General features: G+C 65.6%; 17 protein-coding genes. 10 read left to right on the top strand and 7 right to left on the bottom strand.

Annotated elements, in window-relative coordinates; translation table 11 throughout:
* Positions 1-1,017: a tRNA dihydrouridine synthase DusB gene (gene dusB / locus ACE3QC_RS03605; protein WP_374405740.1), complete on the bottom strand. Its 1,017-nt coding sequence runs from the start codon at positions 1,015-1,017 to the stop codon at positions 1-3.
* 77 nt (positions 1,018-1,094) lie between these two features.
* On the opposite strand from dusB, the gene ACE3QC_RS03610 reads away from it, so the two are divergent.
* From ACE3QC_RS03610 to ACE3QC_RS03620, 3 genes are read left to right on the top strand one after another with little or no spacing between them, the layout of a single operon-like run.
* On the top strand, positions 1,095-2,246 hold the full coding sequence (locus tag ACE3QC_RS03610) for a bifunctional 2-C-methyl-D-erythritol 4-phosphate cytidylyltransferase/2-C-methyl-D-erythritol 2,4-cyclodiphosphate synthase (RefSeq protein ID WP_374405741.1): 1,152 nt from the start codon (positions 1,095-1,097) through the stop codon (positions 2,244-2,246).
* A gap of 7 nt (positions 2,247-2,253) precedes the next feature.
* Complete coding sequence (locus tag ACE3QC_RS03615) at positions 2,254-2,799, top strand: hypothetical protein (protein ID WP_374405742.1); 546 nt, start codon at positions 2,254-2,256, stop codon at positions 2,797-2,799.
* Entirely contained in the window at positions 2,796-3,296 is a 501-nt protein-coding gene (locus ACE3QC_RS03620) for a CinA family protein (protein WP_374405743.1), read from the top strand. The genes ACE3QC_RS03615 and ACE3QC_RS03620 overlap by 4 nt, the downstream gene beginning before the upstream one ends.
* Here the strand turns inward: ACE3QC_RS03620 and ACE3QC_RS03625 are convergent.
* Positions 3,257-3,718, bottom strand: coding sequence for a type II toxin-antitoxin system RatA family toxin (locus tag ACE3QC_RS03625; protein WP_374405744.1), 462 nt, complete (start codon positions 3,716-3,718; stop codon positions 3,257-3,259). The two genes, ACE3QC_RS03620 and ACE3QC_RS03625, sit on opposite strands and share 40 nt — an antisense overlap.
* Complete coding sequence (lipA, locus tag ACE3QC_RS03630; RefSeq protein ID WP_374405745.1) at positions 3,718-4,659, bottom strand: lipoyl synthase; 942 nt, start codon at positions 4,657-4,659, stop codon at positions 3,718-3,720. Before lipA ends, ACE3QC_RS03625 begins: the two co-directional genes overlap by 1 nt.
* A gap of 65 nt (positions 4,660-4,724) precedes the next feature.
* Between lipA and ACE3QC_RS03635 the strand changes: the two genes are divergently transcribed.
* Both ACE3QC_RS03635 and ACE3QC_RS03640 read left to right on the top strand, forming a co-directional pair.
* Complete coding sequence (locus ACE3QC_RS03635) at positions 4,725-5,363, top strand: carbonic anhydrase (RefSeq protein ID WP_374405746.1); 639 nt, start codon at positions 4,725-4,727, stop codon at positions 5,361-5,363.
* A gap of 40 nt (positions 5,364-5,403) precedes the next feature.
* A complete protein-coding gene (locus tag ACE3QC_RS03640) occupies positions 5,404-6,132 on the top strand; it encodes an NYN domain-containing protein (RefSeq protein WP_374405747.1) in 729 nt (242 codons plus the stop codon).
* A gap of 58 nt (positions 6,133-6,190) precedes the next feature.
* Here the strand turns inward: ACE3QC_RS03640 and ACE3QC_RS03645 are convergent, their stop codons facing one another.
* A complete protein-coding gene (locus ACE3QC_RS03645) occupies positions 6,191-7,546 on the bottom strand; it encodes a hypothetical protein (protein ID WP_374405749.1) in 1,356 nt (451 codons plus the stop codon).
* Positions 7,547-7,844: 298 nt separating this feature from the next.
* Between ACE3QC_RS03645 and gyrA the strand changes: the two genes are divergently transcribed.
* Positions 7,845-10,688, top strand: a complete 2,844-nt coding sequence (gene gyrA / locus ACE3QC_RS03650) for a DNA gyrase subunit A (RefSeq protein WP_374405750.1) — start codon at positions 7,845-7,847, stop codon at positions 10,686-10,688.
* A gap of 22 nt (positions 10,689-10,710) precedes the next feature.
* Here gyrA and ACE3QC_RS03655 read toward each other — a convergent pair whose 3' ends face one another.
* Positions 10,711-11,352, bottom strand: a complete 642-nt coding sequence (locus tag ACE3QC_RS03655; protein ID WP_374405751.1) for a lysoplasmalogenase family protein — start codon at positions 11,350-11,352, stop codon at positions 10,711-10,713.
* A gap of 68 nt (positions 11,353-11,420) precedes the next feature.
* Between ACE3QC_RS03655 and trmFO the strand changes: the two genes are divergently transcribed.
* Positions 11,421-12,773: a methylenetetrahydrofolate--tRNA-(uracil(54)-C(5))-methyltransferase (FADH(2)-oxidizing) TrmFO gene (gene trmFO, locus ACE3QC_RS03660; RefSeq protein ID WP_374405752.1), complete on the top strand. Its 1,353-nt coding sequence runs from the start codon at positions 11,421-11,423 to the stop codon at positions 12,771-12,773.
* Between the two features lie 2 nt (positions 12,774-12,775).
* On the opposite strand, the gene ACE3QC_RS03665 is transcribed toward trmFO, so the two are convergent.
* Both ACE3QC_RS03665 and ACE3QC_RS03670 read right to left on the bottom strand, forming a co-directional pair.
* Positions 12,776-13,234, bottom strand: a complete 459-nt coding sequence (locus ACE3QC_RS03665) for a hypothetical protein (protein ID WP_374405753.1) — start codon at positions 13,232-13,234, stop codon at positions 12,776-12,778.
* Between the two features lie 31 nt (positions 13,235-13,265).
* Positions 13,266-13,916, bottom strand: coding sequence for a hypothetical protein (locus ACE3QC_RS03670; protein WP_374405754.1), 651 nt, complete (start codon positions 13,914-13,916; stop codon positions 13,266-13,268).
* A gap of 115 nt (positions 13,917-14,031) precedes the next feature.
* Here ACE3QC_RS03670 and ACE3QC_RS03675 point away from each other — a divergent pair, with 115 nt between their 5' ends.
* The 3 genes from ACE3QC_RS03675 to ACE3QC_RS03685 are packed head-to-tail and all read left to right on the top strand — an operon-like array spanning position 14,032 to position 17,080.
* On the top strand, positions 14,032-15,837 hold the full coding sequence (locus tag ACE3QC_RS03675; protein WP_374405755.1) for a TadE/TadG family type IV pilus assembly protein: 1,806 nt from the start codon (positions 14,032-14,034) through the stop codon (positions 15,835-15,837).
* A complete protein-coding gene (locus tag ACE3QC_RS03680) occupies positions 15,834-16,430 on the top strand; it encodes a TadE/TadG family type IV pilus assembly protein (RefSeq protein WP_374405756.1) in 597 nt (198 codons plus the stop codon). The genes ACE3QC_RS03675 and ACE3QC_RS03680 overlap by 4 nt, the downstream gene beginning before the upstream one ends.
* Complete coding sequence (locus tag ACE3QC_RS03685) at positions 16,421-17,080, top strand: TadE/TadG family type IV pilus assembly protein (RefSeq protein WP_374405757.1); 660 nt, start codon at positions 16,421-16,423, stop codon at positions 17,078-17,080. The genes ACE3QC_RS03680 and ACE3QC_RS03685 overlap by 10 nt, the downstream gene beginning before the upstream one ends.
* Positions 17,081-17,147: the final 67 nt, after the last annotated feature.

Here is a 17,147-nt window from a genome sequence, read left to right on the forward strand (position 1 = left end):
TCACGCGGCGCGGCGATGCAGGAACGGGGCGTAGAACCGTTCGATCTCGCCCAGCACCTGAGCGGGATCGTCGATGAAGTTCGCGCGATTGCGGAACTCGGCCGAGCCGTGCATCCCCTTGGTGTACCAACCGAGATGCTTGCGCGCGATCTTGGTGCCGACCGCGTGCCCGTAGTGATCGAGCATCGCGTTGTAATGTTCGATCAGCACGTCGTACTGCTCGTCGAAACTCGGGCTCGCGAGCGTCTGGCCCGTGCGCCACCAGTGCATGACCTGCCCCAGCAGCCACGGCTTGCCATAGGCGCCGCGCCCGATCATCAGCCCGTCCGCGCCCGACTGGTCGAGCGCATTCGCCGCATCCTCGATGCCGCAAATATCGCCATTGACGATCACAGGGATGGAGACAGCGTCCTTCACCTTGCGGATGAAGCGCCAGTCGGCATTGCCCTTGTACATCTGGTTGCGCGTGCGACCGTGGACGGTGATCATCCTCACGCCCAGATCTTCGGCGATCTTCGCCAGTTCGGGCGCGTTCAGGCTGTCATGATCCCAGCCCATGCGCATCTTGACCGTGACCGGCACTGCGACGGCCTTGACCGTCGCTTCCATCAGCTTCGTCGCCAGCGGCACCTCGCGCATCAGCGCCGAACCGGCGAGCTGGCCCACGACTTTCCTCACCGGACAGCCGAAGTTGATGTCGATGATCTCGGCCCCGTTGCCTTCCTGGAGCTTCGCGGCCTCGCCCATCGAGTGAGGATCACAACCGACGAGTTGCATCGACACCGGTTCCTCCGCCGGGTCCCACGCCGCCTTCTGAACCGACTGACGCGTTTCGCGGATCGCAGCCTCGCTCGCGATCATCTCGGTCACGTTGAGGCCCGAGCCGTAGCGGCGCACGAGAGTGCGGAACGGCATGTCGGTCACGCCGGTCATCGGCGCGAGCACGACCGGGCAATCGATCGTGACCGGGCCGACGCGGATCGGCTTCAACGCCGGAGGGGTGGGAAGCGAAGTCATCTGCAAGCTGTGCCTAAAATTTGGGCAGCGCATAGTGGATTGCCGCTGTGCGCGCAAGCCGCTAGCGCGCTGCCGCAATGTCGGAAGCCCCCGCCCTGCCCCCGTTCGCCGCGATCGTGGTCGCCGCTGGCAAGGGCCTGCGCGCGGGCCAGCCGGTGCCCAAGCAGTTCGCCAACTGGCGCGGCAAGCCGGTGGTGCGCTATTCGGTCGAGGCGCTGGCGGCGGCGGGCGCGGACCCGATCGTGGTGGCGATTCCCGAGGGTGCCGACGAAATCGCGACGGCGGCGCTCGACGGCATTGCTACGGTAGAGTTTATCACAGGCGGCGCGACCCGGCAGGAATCGGTTCGCCTCGCGCTCGGCGCACTCGAACGGCGTTCTCCGAGCCATGTGCTGATCCATGATGCGGCGCGCCCCATTCTTCCCCGCCCCGTGATCGACCGTTTGCTCGGAGCGCTGGACAGTCAATCCGGCGCGATACCGGTACTGCCGGTGATCGACTCGCTCGCCCGCGACGATGGCGGCATGATGGCCGGATCGGCGCCGCGCGAGGACTTGCGCCGGGTGCAGACGCCCCAGGCGTTTCGCTTCGCCGATATCCTCGCCGCCCACCGCGCATGGGCCGGAAGCGCCACGGCGGGCGACGATGCGCAGGTTCTGCGCGCTGCGGGTGGCACGGTCGCGCTGGTCGAGGGGGACGAGGCGCTGCGCAAGCTCACGTTCGCGGAGGATTTCATGACCGATCGTCCCATCGTCCGCACCGGAATGGGCTTCGACGTGCATCGGCTCGAGGCAGGCGGGGAACTGTGGCTCGGCGGCGTCCACGTGCCGCACGATCGCGGGCTGTCGGGGCACAGCGATGCCGATGTGGCGCTTCACGCGCTCGTGGATGCCCTGCTCGGCGCGGTAGGCGAAGGCGATATCGGCGCGCACTTCCCGCCGAGCGATCCGCAATGGAAGGGCGCGTCCTCCTCCCGCTTCGTCGAACGCGCCGCCGAACTGGTCACGGCGGCAGGCTATGCCATTGCCAACGTCGACGTGACGATCATCTGCGAAGCGCCCAAGATCGGCCCGTACCGTGACGCAATGCGCGCACGGATCGCTGAACTCTTGGCGATCGCGCCGCAGGCCGTTAGCGTGAAGGCCACGACCACAGAGCGGCTCGGCCTCACCGGCCGGGGCGAAGGCATCGCCGCTCAGGCGATCGCCACCGTTCAAGCAAGGGATTGATCGCCCGATGCGACTGACATGGGTTCGAACCGCCGCCTCGGCACTGGCGCTGGCCGGGCTGGCGCAGCCGGCGCTGGCGCAGACCGCCGATTGCGTGAACCAGGCCGATGTCGAGCAGGCCGCGATCTACGCGATGCCCTCGCTCTACGCCGGCTTCACCGCGAGATGCGCTGCCTCGCTGCCGACCGACGGCTTCATCGCAACCCGGGGCGAGGCGTTCATCGCGCCTTATCGGCAGAGGCAGAGCGCCGCCTGGCCGGGCGCGAAGGCCCTGCTCGACACGTTCGCTTCCAGCGGAAAGGCATCGAGCGAGATCGGCGAGATATCCTCGCTGCTCGGCACCATGCCCGACGAGGCGCTGCGTCCGTTCGTAGATGCGCTGGTGCAGCAGAAGCTAGCCGAAGACATCAAGTTGCAAGATTGCGGCAAGGTCGAGCGCGCGATCGAGCTTCTCTCACCGTTGCCGCCCGAAAACACCGGAGGACTGGTGGCGATGCTGCTCGACTTCGCGGGTGTGAAGAACCCGCCGCTCTGTCCGTACCAGCCGAAATGAGCGACAGCGTCCTGCCTCAAGACGTCGCCGAACTGGCGAAGCGCGTCATCGAGGAAAACCTCGCCGCGTGCCGCCGTGTCGCGGTGGCGGAAAGCTGCACCGGCGGCCTCGTCGCCGCGGCGCTCACCGAGATTCCGGGATCGTCGAAAGTGCTCGATCGCGGTTTCGTCACCTATTCGAACGACGCCAAGATGGAGATGCTCGGTGTCTCCAGCGAGATCATCGAGACGTTCGGCGCGGTGTCGATCGCCTGCGTCTGGGCGATGGCGCAGGGCGCGATCGAGCGCAGCCAAGCCGACGTTTCCGTGGCGATCAGCGGCGTGGCAGGCCCGGACGGGGGAACCGACCTCAAGCCGGTCGGCACGGTCGTGTTCTCACGCGTGGTGCGCGGCGAGAACGGCGAGCCCGAGGGTGAATTGCGCACTTTCGACGGCAAGACGCGCGCCGAAATCCGCCGTCAGGCGACGCTCTGCGCGCTGGAACTGCTGCTTCCGTAGAGCTCTTCCGCCCGCGTTTCGAACGCGGAGACGAGCTTGCGGAAGGCGCGGTCGAAATACTGGCCGGCTAGAGCCTCGAACACCCGGTTCTTGAACGTGAAATCGACCGCGAAGTCGATCTTGCAGCCGCCTTCGCCCAAGTCGGTGAAATGCCATTCGTTGTCGAGATCGCGCAGCGGCCCGTCGACGTAGACCACGTCGATCATCTCGGGCCGGCGCTTGGTCACGCGCGAGGTGAAGCTTTCGCGGAAGCTCTTGAAGCCCACGACCATGTCGGCGACCATCTCGGTCTCGCTGTCCGAGCGTACGCGGGTAGCGATCACCCACGGCAGGAACTCCTTGTAGCGCGCGACGTCCGCCACGAGGTCGAACATCTGTTCGGCGCTGTACGGCACCGTGCGGCTTTCGCGGATGCCGGGCATCAGGCCTTCTGCTTGGCCAATTTCGCCTCGCGTGCAGCCTTCATCTCGGCGAAATCGTCGCCTGCGTGATAGCTCGAGCGGGTCAGCGGGCTCGCCGCGACCTGCAGGAAGCCCTTGGCCCGCGCGATCGAGCCGAACGCGGCGAACGCCTTGGGCGTCACGAAATCCTCGACCTTCGCGTGCTTGGGCGTGGGCTGGAGATACTGGCCCATGGTGATGAAATCGACATCCGCGCTGCGCATGTCGTCCATCACCTGATGGACCTCGAGCCGCTGCTCGCCGAGCCCGAGCATGATACCCGACTTGGTGAAGATCAGCGGATCGTGCGACTTCACCTCCTCAAGCAGCCGCAGCGAGGCGTAGTAGCGCGCGCCGGGGCGGATCGTGGGATAGAGCCGCGGCACGGTTTCGAGGTTGTGGTTGAACACGTCCGGCCCCGCCTCGCAGATCGCCTCGATCGCCGGGCGCATCTTGCCGCGGAAATCGGGGGTCAGGATCTCGATCGTCGTGCCGGGCGTCTCGCGCCGCAGCGCCTTGATGACCTTCACGAACTGCCCCGCCCCGCCATCGGGCAGGTCGTCGCGGTCGACGCTGGTGATGACGATGTGTTGCAGGCCCATCTTGCCCGCCGCCACGGCGACGTTTTCCGGTTCCATCGGATCGACGATGCGCGGCATCCCCGTCTTGACGTTGCAGAACGCGCAGGCGCGGGTGCATACGTCGCCCAGGATCATCACCGTCGCGTGCTTCTTGGTCCAGCATTCGCCGATGTTCGGGCAGGCGGCTTCCTCGCACACGGTGTTGAGGTTCAGGTCGCGCATCAACTGGCGCGTCTCGTGATAGCCCTTGCTGACGGGTGCCTTCACGCGAATCCAGTCGGGCTTGCGCTGCCGCTCAGGGCGCGCGCCTTCGGGCGCGGGTGCGGAGGAGAGGTCGTTCATGCGGCCCATCTAGTCACCACGGGGGCCTCTTGCCAGCCCTTTCCCCGCGAGGCATGGGGCATGGCATGAAGAGCTTCGCAGACCTGATCGCCGGCTACCGCAATTTCCGCAAGGGCGCGTGGTCCACCCAGCGCGAGCGGTGGAGCGAACTGGCCGAAGGGCAATCGCCGCGAGTGATGGTGATCGCCTGTTCGGACAGCCGGGTCGATCCGGCGCAAATCTTCGACGCCGATCCGGGCGAGATTTTCGTGGTGCGCAACATCGCCGCGATGGTTCCGCCGTTCGAAACGACGCCGGGCAATCATGGCGTGTCCGCCGCGCTCGAATTCGCGGTGCAGTTCCTCAAGGTGCGCGAGATCGTCGTGATGGGCCACGGGCTGTGCGGCGGGTGCAAGGCGGCGCTGACGCAGGACCTCCACGGCACCGAGCCCGGCAAAGGCGGCTTCGTCGCCAACTGGATCGCGATGCTCGACGAGGTGCGCGATCCGATCGCGGCGAAGCTGGGGACCGAGGGGCGCGAGGCGGAACGGGCAATGGAACATGCCGCGGTGAGAGTCAGCCTCGCCAACCTGCGCACGTTCCCCTGCGTTCAGGAAAAGGAAGCCAGCGGATCGCTCGCCTTGCACGGCGCGTTCTTCGCGATCTCGGACGGCGTGCTCCACCTGCTCGATGAAGACAGCGGCGAATTCGCCCCGGCCGAGTAAGCGCTTGCCGCACTTCGTTCGCGCCGCCATGTAGGCGCGCATGACCGACGAGCTTCAGCATCGCAACATCGCCCTCCTGATCGATTCCGACAACGCCAGCCCGTCCGGGATCGACCCGGTGCTGACGGTGCTGGCCGAACTGGGGCAGGTGAATATCCGCCGTGCCTACGGCAACTGGCGCAAGCCCGCGCTCAAGAGCTGGGCCGATCTCGTTCACCGCTATGGCATCGAACCGCAGCAGCAGTTCGACATGACCAAGGGCAAGAACGCGACCGACATGAAGATGACGATCGATGCGATGGACATGATGTATCGCGGCCGCGTGCACGGGTTCGGGATCATGAGCTCGGACAGCGACTTCATGCCGCTCGCCATGCGCATCCGGCAGGACGGCTACCCGGTCTACGGCTTCGGCAGCGCCAAGACGCCCGAGGCGTTCCGCCAAGCGTGCACGCGTTTCATCGACGTGGAGGCGCTGATCCGCGCGGAGAAGGAAGAACGCGCCAACGGATCGAAGGGCGCGAAGGCCCCCAAGGGCGAACTCGACGACGAGATGCTGCACCTGCTGTTCGAGGCCTACAACGCCAGCAAGCGCGACGAGAAAGGCTTCGCCAAGCTGTCCGAAGTCGGCCAGCGGGCGGGCAACCGCTCCAGCTTCGACACGCGCAACTACGGTTACGCGCGGCTGATCGACCTGATCGAGGATATTCCCAACTTCGCCACCGAGCGCCGCGAGGGTGGGCAGGTCTGGGTCAAGCGGCTCCGCTAACGCGCATGAGAAAGGCGCGGACCATGAGCCCGCGCCTCTTTCGACAATTTCCGGAGACTTACTGCGCCGGAGTTTGGGCCGGCGCCGCCGTGGCCGTCGCCTCGGCAGCCGGGGCCGCCGCAGTGGCGCCGCCCGATACCTGCCCGGCAGCATAGAGGCCCCACAGATCGGCGACCGGCGCGCGCGCGCCGTCGACCTTGTCGAACGTGGTTTTCGCCTCGGCGAACTGGCCCTGATCGACTTGTGCGATGCCCAGGCGGGTCAGCGCACGACCGGTATCGACGCCCGACTTCGTGAGTGCGAGCTCGTACATTTCCGCGGCCTTCGCGGGCTGCTCGAAGTTGAGGAACATGTCGCCCGCGGCCATGGCGTCGACCGCGCTGCCGGAACCGCGTGCACCGCTCTCCAACTCGGGAAGGTCGGCACGCGCCGATTCCATCTGCGCTTCGGAGGTCGTCCGGGCTTCGGTCACCAGCACATCGCCTTCGTTCAGCATGTTGGCGGCGAGCCCTTCCGCCAGCACTCGACTCACTTCGCCCGGCAGGCGAAGCGGATCGGCGGCAAGAATGTAATCGGAATAGTCGCGCCCGTTGCGCAGGCTGTCGGTCCGATCGGCCAGGCGCATCAGGTCGAGCAGCGTCTGATCGTCGTAGTCGTAGAAGCTACGCTGGACCGCGATCGCATCGCCCCAGACGTCGCTCGACGGGTAATTCGCCACATAAAGGTTGGCGAACGCCGCCGCATCGTCGGCCAGCGCGTTGTTGTAAGCGACCGCGAAGCCGCGGCGGATCCACGCCTCGTCGACCGGCTCGCCCGCCTGCTGCTTGGCTTCGATCGCCTGCTTGAGCGAGGCGAGCCCGGCGGCGTAATTCTCTTCGTTGAAATAGGCTTCGGCGATGAGGCCCTTCGCATTGCTGTCCTGATAGCCGGCTGCGACAGCCTCCTCGAAGCGTGAGCGTGCTGCGGCCCAGTCCTCGGCCTGATAGGCGAGTTGGCCGGCCGCAAAAAGGTTGCGTCCCTGCTGGTCCGCCGGCGTCTTGCCGCTGTCGAGCATCATGTCGAGGCCCTGGCGCTGGACCGCGATATCCTTTGCGTTCGATCCGATCGAATAGACCAATTGGCCCGCGGCGAACTTGTCGTCGGGGGTCTGCGCAGCAGACACAACGGTCGGAATTGCGCCCTTGAGAGCGTTGGGGTCCTCCTTGGCTTCCACCCGCTTAGCAAGCGGCTGATAGGCGGCGATGAACCCTTCCGAGTAATCCTTCTTCTGCGCCTCGCCTTCCTCCTGCGCAGCGGCGGGCGCTTCGAGCGCGACCGCACCGAAAGTGCTGCCAGCGACGAGCGCGAGGGCAAGAGCGAAATGCGAACCGAAGCGCTTGGTGCGCGGCTGCGGATTGCGAGCGAAAGTCATCATTGGGGTATCTCCCATTACAGAATTCTGAGCCGTAGAGGCTGGGGTATGCGGGCTAGGAACGCACGACGAGCGCGCTAGTGCCGCCTCGTCCGCTTCATTGCAATCACTGGTAGGGGATTCGTGCTGAACGGCCTTTGAACGCGCGGTTCGCGCTCCGCGCGTGTGCGAAAAACGCAAAATGTGGAAAAAGCGCGTCGGAATGCCCATCTAAGCGTCGGTTCGAGTGGCGGTGCCCGGCCATCTCGCCTAGGCTTCCCGCACAGTTCCCAGGCAGCAGAACGAAACGAAAAGAAGTCCGTTGAGCGACGATACCGATACCCTTGCCCCGCCCTCCCCGATGGGCGAATTCGAACGCGTCGACATCGTCGACGAGATGAAGACCAGCTATCTCGATTACGCGATGAGCGTGATCGTGAGCCGCGCGCTCCCCGACGTGCGCGACGGATTGAAGCCGGTTCACCGCCGTATCCTTTTCGCCAGCCAGGAAGGCGGCTTCGTCGCCGGGCGGCCCTATCGCAAAAGCGCCAAGATCGTCGGCGACGTGATGGGCAACTACCACCCGCACGGCGACAGCGCGATCTACGATGCACTCGCGCGCCTGACGCAGAGCTGGTCGATGCGCGTGCCGCTGATCGACGGTCAGGGCAACTTCGGTTCGATGGATCCCGATCCGCCGGCCTCGATGCGCTATACCGAAGCGCGGCTGGCGAAGGTCGCCAACAGTCTGCTCGACGATCTCGACAAGGACACGGTCGATTTCGCCGACAACTACGACGGTTCGCGGCGCGAGCCGACCGTCCTGCCCGCGCGCTTCCCCAACCTGTTGGTCAACGGCGCGGGCGGCATCGCGGTCGGCATGGCGACCAACATCCCGCCGCACAACCTGGGCGAAGTGATCGACGGCTGCCTCGCCTTCATCGAGAACCCCGGGATCAGCAGCGAAGAACTGATCGAGATCATTCCCGGCCCGGATTTCCCCACCGCGCCGCTGATTCTCGGGCAGTCGGGCGCGAAGGCCGCCTACACCACCGGGCGCGGCTCGATCCTGATGCGCTGCCGTCACGAGATCGAGAGCACACGCGGTGCGAGGGCAGACGGCCGCCAGTCGATCGTACTGACCTCGATCCCCTATCAGGTCGGCAAGTCCGGGTTAGTCGAGAAGATCGCCGAGGCAGCTAAAGACAAACGGATCGAGGGCATTTCCGACATCCGCGACGAATCGAGCCGCGAAGGCGTGCGCGTGGTCGTGGATCTCAAGCGCGACGCCTCGCCCGAGGTCGTGCTCAACCAGATCTGGCGCTACACCCCGGCGCAGGCGAGTTTCCCGGCGAACATGCTGGCGATCCGCGGCGGGCGCCCCGAAGTCCTCAATCTGCGCGATTTCATCCAGGCGTTCGTCAGCTTCCGCGAACAGGTCATCACCCGGCGCACCAAGTTCGAACTGAACAAGGCGCGCGAGCGGGCCCATATCCTGCTCGGCCTCGTGGTCGCGGTTTCCAACCTCGACGAGGTCGTGGCGATGATCCGCGGTGCGTCCAACCCCGCCGACGCGCGCGCCAAGCTGATGGCGAAGGAATGGCCGATCGGCGACATCGCGCAATATATCGCGCTGGTCGAGGCTATCGAGCCCAGCGCCGAGCAGGAAGGCGGCACCTATCGCCTCAGCGAACGGCAGGTGAAGGCGATCCTCGACCTGCGCCTCCACCGCCTGACGGCGCTGGGCCGCGACGAGATCGGCGGCGAATTGAAGGACCTGTCGATCGCGATCGAGGAATACCTCTCGATCCTGGCCGACCGGGTGAAGCTCTACGGCGTCATGCGTGAAGAGCTGACCGAGATCCGCGAGCTCTACGCCACCCCGCGCCTGTCCGAAATCGCCCCCGCGTGGGACGGGATCGAGGATGAGGATCTGATCGAGCGCGACGAGATGGTCGTGACGGTCACCCACGGCGGCTACATCAAACGCACTCCCCTCCAGGCGTTCCGCGCGCAGAACCGCGGCGGCAAGGGCCGCAGCGGCATGGCGACGAAGGACGAGGACGCGGTGGTCGAAATGTTCGTCACTTCGACACACAACCCCGTGTTGTTCTTCACCAATACCGGCCGCGTCTATCGCCTGAAGGTCTGGCGCCTGCCTGAAGGCGGGCCGACCACCAAGGGCCGCCCGATGGTCAACCTCCTCCCGCTGAGCGACGAGGAGCGGGTGACCAACGTGCTGCCCCTGCCCGAAGACGAGAACGAGTGGAGTCGCCTCAACATCGTGTTCGCCACCGAACAGGGTATGGTGCGGCGCAATTCGATGGACGCCTTCACCAACGTACCGTCAAACGGCAAGTACGCGATGGGCTTCGTCGAAGGCAGCGGCGACCGGCTGATCGGCGTGGAACTCCTGACCGAGCGGCAGGAAATCTTCCTCGCCTCCGACGCCGGCAAGGCGATTCGCTTCGCCGCCACCGACGCCCGCGAAACCAAGAGCCGCACCGGCATCGGCGTGCGCGGCATGGCGCTGAAGGGCGGCGCCAAGGTCGTGTCGATGGCGGTGTTCGATCCGAACACGGCGGACACCGAAACGCGCGATGCCTACCTTCGCGCCGCACCCTGGAAGGAAAGCCCTGCAGAGGGCGATTTGCCGGCCGAGCGGATCGGCGAAATGGCCGAGGCGGAGGAATTCGTCCTGACGATCACCGCGAATGGATACGGCAAGATATCCTCCGCCTACGAATACCGCACCATCGGCCGCGGCGGACAAGGGCTGACCAACATCGGCACGCCGGACAGCAACCCCGGCCGCAACGGCCCCGTCGTCGCGAGCTTCCCCGTGCGGCACGGCTCGCAGCTGATGCTGGTGACCGATCAGGCCAAGCTGATCCGCCTGCCGATCGATTTCCGGCACTTGCTCGGCGAAGACAATGACGGCGGCTTCCGCATCATCGGCCGTGGCTCGGCCGGCGTGCGCATCTTCAACGTCGCGAAGGGCGAGCATGTCGTCGGTGCGGCGCTGATCGACGAGGACGAAGCACCGGAAAACGACGCAGAGGAAGCGATCGTCGAGGAAATCGTCGGGCGCGGCAGCGTCGAGACGCAACCCGAAACGACGCCGCGTTCGGACGACGACATGACGCGCGAGCCCGACGGCGACTGACGCCGCCGGGCTCCGCCGTCGCCTATGCGCGGCGGCGGAGCGTCTGGATCACGCCGGTGGCGATCAGGAACTGGCCGGCGAAATAGGTCGGCCAGATGAGCAACGCCGGGAGCGCGCTGCTCGCCAGCGGGCCCATCCGCGCGAAGATCAGCAGGTCGGAGAATACGAACAGCACCGCGCCCGTTCCCACCCGGTATCGCGGAAAACGACTCAACCACGCGCAGGCGGCCATCGCGCCGAGCGCGAGCGCATAGAGCGTGACGCCGGTGTCGTACGTCAGCAGCCAGGCGATGAGCGGCGTTCCGGCCAGCAGCGCGAGGGCCAGTGCCTTCTGGCTGGCCGCCGTCGAAGGCCGCATGTTGCGCAGATACAGCGCCATCGCCGCAACGTGCGAAGCGAGGAACGCCGCCCCGCCCCACAGGAAATCGAGCTCCAGCAACATGTCGCCCAGTGCCGAGAGCGCCATTACGAGCGCCAGCAACCGCCCGTCGGCGCTCGCGTGGCGCGCCAGCGCGTAGATCGCGAGGAAGCCGACCCCCGCGCCTTTCAGCAGGATCAGCCACAGCTCGCCCATCGGCCAGTCGCGCACGAAGAAATACACCGTCGCCGCCGCGATCGCGGCGAGCAGCCATGGCCGGTGTTCGACAAGTGCGCGCCTCGGCATCCCTTTGTTTCTCCTCGCGGGCGGCTTGGACTTGAACCCGATGCCCGGCAAGCACTAGGTGCCACGCCATGACCTATGACGTCCACATAATCGGCGGCGGCCTGGCCGGGTGCGAAGCGGCATGGCAGCTCGCGCAGCATGGCTATCGCGTGCGCCTGTCGGAGATGCGCGGCAGCGGCGACATGACGCCCGCGCACCAGACCGACGGGCTGGCCGAACTCGTCTGCTCGAACAGCTTTCGCTCCGACGATGACGAGCGCAACGCGGTCGGCCTGCTGCACCACGAAATGCGGCGGCTTGATTCGCTTGTGATGCGCGCGGGCGAAGCGGCACGGGTGCCCGCCGGCTCGGCGATGGCGGTCGACCGCGACGTGTTCTCCGCGGGGGTCGAGCGCGCGCTCGCCGAACACCCGAACGTGACCGTGGTGCGCGAACGGATCGACGAGCTGCCCGCTGCGGGCATGACGATCGTATCCACCGGCCCGCTGACCGCCCAGGCACTGGCCGAAAGCGTGGTGCGCGCGACCGGGCAGGACCGCCTCGCTTTCTTCGACGCGATCGCGCCGATCGTCCACCGCGACAGCATCGATATGGACGTGGCGTGGTTCCAGAGCCGGTGGAACAAGGGAGACGGGAAGGACTACATCAACTGCCCGATGACCAAGGAGCAGTATCTCGCCTTCCACCAAGGCCTGATCGACGGCGAGAAGATCGCGTTCAAGGAATGGGAGGCCGACACACCCTATTTCGAAGGTTGCATGCCGATCGAGGTCATGGCGAGCCGCGGGGTCGACACGCTCCGCTTCGGCCCGATGAAGCCGGTCGGGCTCGACAATCCGCGCGATACCACGCCCGAATTCCCGCAAGGCCGCTGGCCCCATGCGGTGGTGCAGCTTCGGCAGGACAACAAGCTCGGCACGCTGTGGAACATGGTCGGCTTCCAGACCAAGCTGAAGCACGGCGCGCAGGTCGAGCTGTTCCGCACGATCCCCGGCCTCGAGAACGCGGAATTCGCGCGGCTCGGCGGGCTGCACCGCAACACCTTCCTCAATTCGCCGCTGGTGCTCGACCGGCAGCTGCGTCTGAAGGGTGGCGAGCATGTCCGCTTCGCCGGGCAGATCACTGGATGCGAGGGTTACGTCGAAAGCTCGGCGGTGGGGATCATGGCGGGGCTGATGGCAGCCGCCGAACTGGGCGGCGAAACCTGGACCGCGCCGCCGCCTTCCACCGCGATGGGCGCGCTGCTTTCGCACATCACCGGCGATGCCGAGGCCGAGACGTTCCAGCCGATGAACGTCAATTTCGGCCTTTTCCCGCCTCTCCACGACATAAAGAAGAAGGCGCGCAAGGAAGCCTACGCCGAGCGCGGGAAGGCCGAATTCGGGGCGTGGCTGGCGACGCTCGACCGCGTTCCGGCATAACCTCAGCAGCGGCAGGCCGGTTTCGCCCGCCGCTTGGGCGCGGTCGTCGCGAATTCGGCTTCGCTCAACTCCCGGTCGCCATTCGCGTCGGCGCCGTCGAAGCGCTCGGCGGTCGTCACCGCCCACTCCTCGAACGTCAGCAGGTTGTTGCCGTCCTTGTCGAGCTTGCGAAAGGCGTCGGTGCGCGTCGACAGCATCTCGACCCGCGTGATCCTGCGGTCTCGGTTGCGGTCGTAGCGGAAGAAGCGCCGCTCCTCGCGCGTCAGTTCGGTCGCTTCGGGTGGCGCGGGGCCGGTGAGATCGCCCGGATCGACTTCGGGCAGATTCTCCGAATCGGGCGCAGCGACTTCGGGCAGCGGCGGTGGCGCGCCGCGTTCGACCTCGGCCCGGCCTTGCCACCAGAACAGCCCGATCGCGACCAGCAACAGCGTGACGACGCCTCCAAGCACCACCCGGTTCATGGCAAATCCCCCTCGACCCGGACGATAGAGGCTAGCGCCCGAACATGCCAAGCCGAAGCGCGGCAAGCACGTCGCGCCGTCCCCCGACCAGCGGTGCGCCGCCCCCGGCGAGCGACCGTAGCGCCAGCCCGTACAGAACGGCAAGCGGACGCAGCCGCCGTTCGCGCGGCGCGCGGCGTTCGGTTTCTTCGGCAAAGGTCAGCGCGATGGCGCGCTCCTCCGCGTCGGTCGCCTGCGCGGCAAAATCGGCGAGCGCCCAGAGCCGCCCCGCCGCGCGCGCATCCGCCGCCGCCTCGGGTTCTCCGGTGTGCCGCGCCAGCGCAGCGAACGCACCGGCACGGCCCTCGGCGAACGTCTCGATCGCACGGGCGGGAAGCGGCGCATCGCCGACGAGTTGCTCCCACCCCTCGACGAGCCCGGCAAGTGCCACCTCCTCACCGCCCCACCATTGCCCGATCGCATCGAGCACGGGATCGCCGGCGGCGCGCGCATCCACCGGCTTGCCGAGTTCGTCGCGCCACCATGCAAGGCGCAACTGCGCGAGCAGCGGCTCGTTCGCCTTCGCCACGAGTTCGGACAGGCGGGTATCGAGCGCGAACAGCGCAGCGGTGGCGTCGCGCGAGGCCGCCGGGGCATAGTTGAGCGCAAGCTTTTGCGGCAGCGGAAGGGGATCGGGCGTCATGCCTGCCGCGGTAGCATCCTCCGCCCGGGCATTTGGAGTTTTTTAATCCAGCTCTCCTAAAGCGTGCGCTGAACAACTGCGGACGTTCGTGACGGGTATGGGCATCGTCAAATCTATGGCTTCGCTGTGGCGCGACGCGCGGGGCAACTCCCTGCCGATTTTCGCTGCCTCGCTGGTTCCACTGCTCGCGATCGTGGGCGGCGGCGTGGACGCCGCACGCGGCTATCTCGCCAAGACGCAACTCCAGAACGCGTGCGACGCGGGCGTGCTGGCAGGGCGCCGCGCGATGGCGAAGTCGGGCGAATACGGCGATACCGAAGCAGGCAAGGCGACGCAGATGTTCAACGCGAATTTCGATTCGGACATCGTCACCGCCGACCGGGTGAACTTCGACACCGAAGCGGGCGACGAGGGCGACGTGTTCGGCACCGCCTCCGCCCGCATTCCGACCGTCTTGATGAAGCTGTTCGGCAAGTACGACCTGTCGTTCTCGGTCGATTGCATGGCCGAACTGCAGATCACCAATTCGGACATCATGTTCGTGCTGGATACGACCGGATCGATGGGCGGCAGCCGCATCTCGGGTTTGCGGCAGGCGGTCAGGGATTTCCACCAGACCATTACGTCCGCAGTGACCGACGACGACGTCCGGGTGCGCTACGGGTTCGTGCCATATTCGACTACCGTCAATGCAAAGGAACTGCTCGACGAGGGCGAAATCACCTCGGCCTATTTCCGCGACAGCACACCTTATCAGACTCGCTTCGCCGTCTTTAATCGCAACGACTATATCGTTCGCGAAAAGAAACTGACTGACAGCGGGCAGTACAATACCAGCGGCTACAGCTGCGATAATTCGTGGTCCAATTCTTCCGGTACGAAACCGAATAACGTGAATGTCACGTATTACCGCGAGGAAAGCCGAGGCTGGTTTTCTGGCTGCCGCGTCCGCTGGGAAACCTACCGTTATTCATACGAAAACAAAAAGGCCTATCATTTCAACGGCTGGGTCTATCGCCAAGGGAACCTCAACACGAGCGACTACAAGGATTTCGACAGCGTCGAGATCGCGACGGACTTCGATCCGGAGATGTCCTATCTCTCGACCAGCGGCGAATACGCTATAGATGCGCTGGCGAAGCTTTCGATCCGCGGAATGAGCAAATCGAGTTCGCGCTGGAACGGTTGCATTCAGGAACGGGACACCGTCGAAACCGACGATTTCGATCCCGTGCCTTCGGACGCGTACGATCTCGATATCAACCTGACGCCCGACAGCCCGGCTACGAGTTGGAGCCCGATATGGCCCGACGCGTCATATTACCGCACGCCTGGCACCACGCGCACGAGTTCAGGGACTAAGACCACGAGTGCCCCCTGCCCCGCGCCCATGCTGCCGTTCCAGACAATCGACCTTTCGACCACGGCCGTTCCCGGATGGCTCGAAACCTATCTCAGGAATCTGAACGCCACCGGTAACACCTACCACGATATCGGCATGATCTGGGGCGCACGGCTCGCCAGCCCCAACGGCATACTGGCCGACAACGTCAACGAAGACTCCGAACGGGCAGAAAGCATCAGCCGTCACCTCATCTTCATGACCGACGGCAAGATGGAGCCGCACATCCAGTCGTTCACCGCATATGGCGTCGAATACACCGACAACCGTATCGCGCCTGCATGGTCGAGCACGGGTGCGGTGGCGGATCGCCACACCCAGCGATTCCTGGCCGCCTGTGACGGGGCGAAGGACGAAGGCTACACGATCTGGGTCATCGGCTTCGGCGAATCGCTCACCGACGCCATGCGCTCCTGCGCGACTGGGCACCGAGCCTATTTCTCGAACGATAACGACGAACTTCGCGCCACCTTCCGCTACATCGCATCGCAGGTGGCGGACCTGAGACTTGCCCAGTGACGTATCGCCGCAATCTCGCGCGCGATACCGGGGGTGTGACGCTCGTCGAATTCGCGCTGGTCGCCCCGGTGCTGTTCCTGTTGATCTTCGGCATCTTCGACATCGGCCACGGCCTCTACTTGCGATCGGTACTCCAGGGGGCGGTGCAGGACGCGGCACGCGGAGCGGGACTGGAGAGCGGCCGGCTCAACCAGGCGGCGCTGGACGAACGCGTGATGCTGAGCGTCCAGGGCGTCATGCCGTTCGTCGAAGAGGACGATATCGATATCGTGCGCCTGAACTACGAGAATTTCAGCGATGTCGGGACGCCGGAAGATTTCGACGATACCAATCGGAACAACACCTACGACGACACCGAGTGTTTCACCGATCGCAACGACAACGGCCAGTGGGATCCCGACGTCGGTGCGGGTGGCCTCGGCGGGGCGGACGACATCGTGTATTACGAGGTGGGCGTGCGTTACGATCGACTGTTCCCGCTGTGGAGCATGATCGGCCTGCCCCACCGCGGTCTCGCGCAGGCGACCACGGTGATGCGCAACCAGCCGTTCGGCGAGCAGGCCGAGCGCGAGGCGGTGCGCATATGCCCGTGAAGCAAAGCCTTCTTCGCTCGCTACGCTGCCTCGCCCGCGCACGCGATGGCGTGGCACTGATCGAGTTCGCCTATTCGCTGCCGATCATGGTCGCGCTCGGGTTGGGCGGGCTCGAACTGGTCAACTACACCACGGCGCACCTTCGCGTGAACCAGATCGCGATCTCGCTCGCCGACAACGCGTCGCGCGCCAAGCAGGACGTGATTGGCAGCAACCCGCGTTTCCGCGAGCTCGACGCGAACGAATCGATCCGTGCCGCGCAACTGCAGGGCGGCAACCTCGACCTCGCGGATCACGGCCGCGTGGTTCTCTCCAGCCTCGAGGTGAACAAGCAGGGCGGCCAGTGGATCCACTGGCAGCGGTGCGGCGGAGCGAAAAGCTACCGCTCCCGCTACGGCGACGAGGGAACCGGGCGCACCGGCCGCGGCTTCGGGGGCATGGGGATCGGATCGCGCAACGTCCAGGCGGAACCCAATTTCGCGATCATGTACGCCGAAGTCTATTACGACTATCAGCCGCTCGTGCTCGCCCGGTTCATCCCGGACCAGACGATCTACAAGACCGCCGCGATGTACGTTCGCGACGACCGCGATCTTTCGGATGACGGCATCTTCAATCCGTCTCCCAAGGCGACCAAGAGCACCTGCTGATCGACGAACAATGTCAATAAATTAACCCTGTAAGTTCGCGATGCGCTTACGTGGCAACGCGTATCGC

It is taken from the genome of Pelagerythrobacter sp., assembly GCF_041912895.1.
Lineage (GTDB): Bacteria > Pseudomonadota > Alphaproteobacteria > Sphingomonadales > Sphingomonadaceae > Pelagerythrobacter.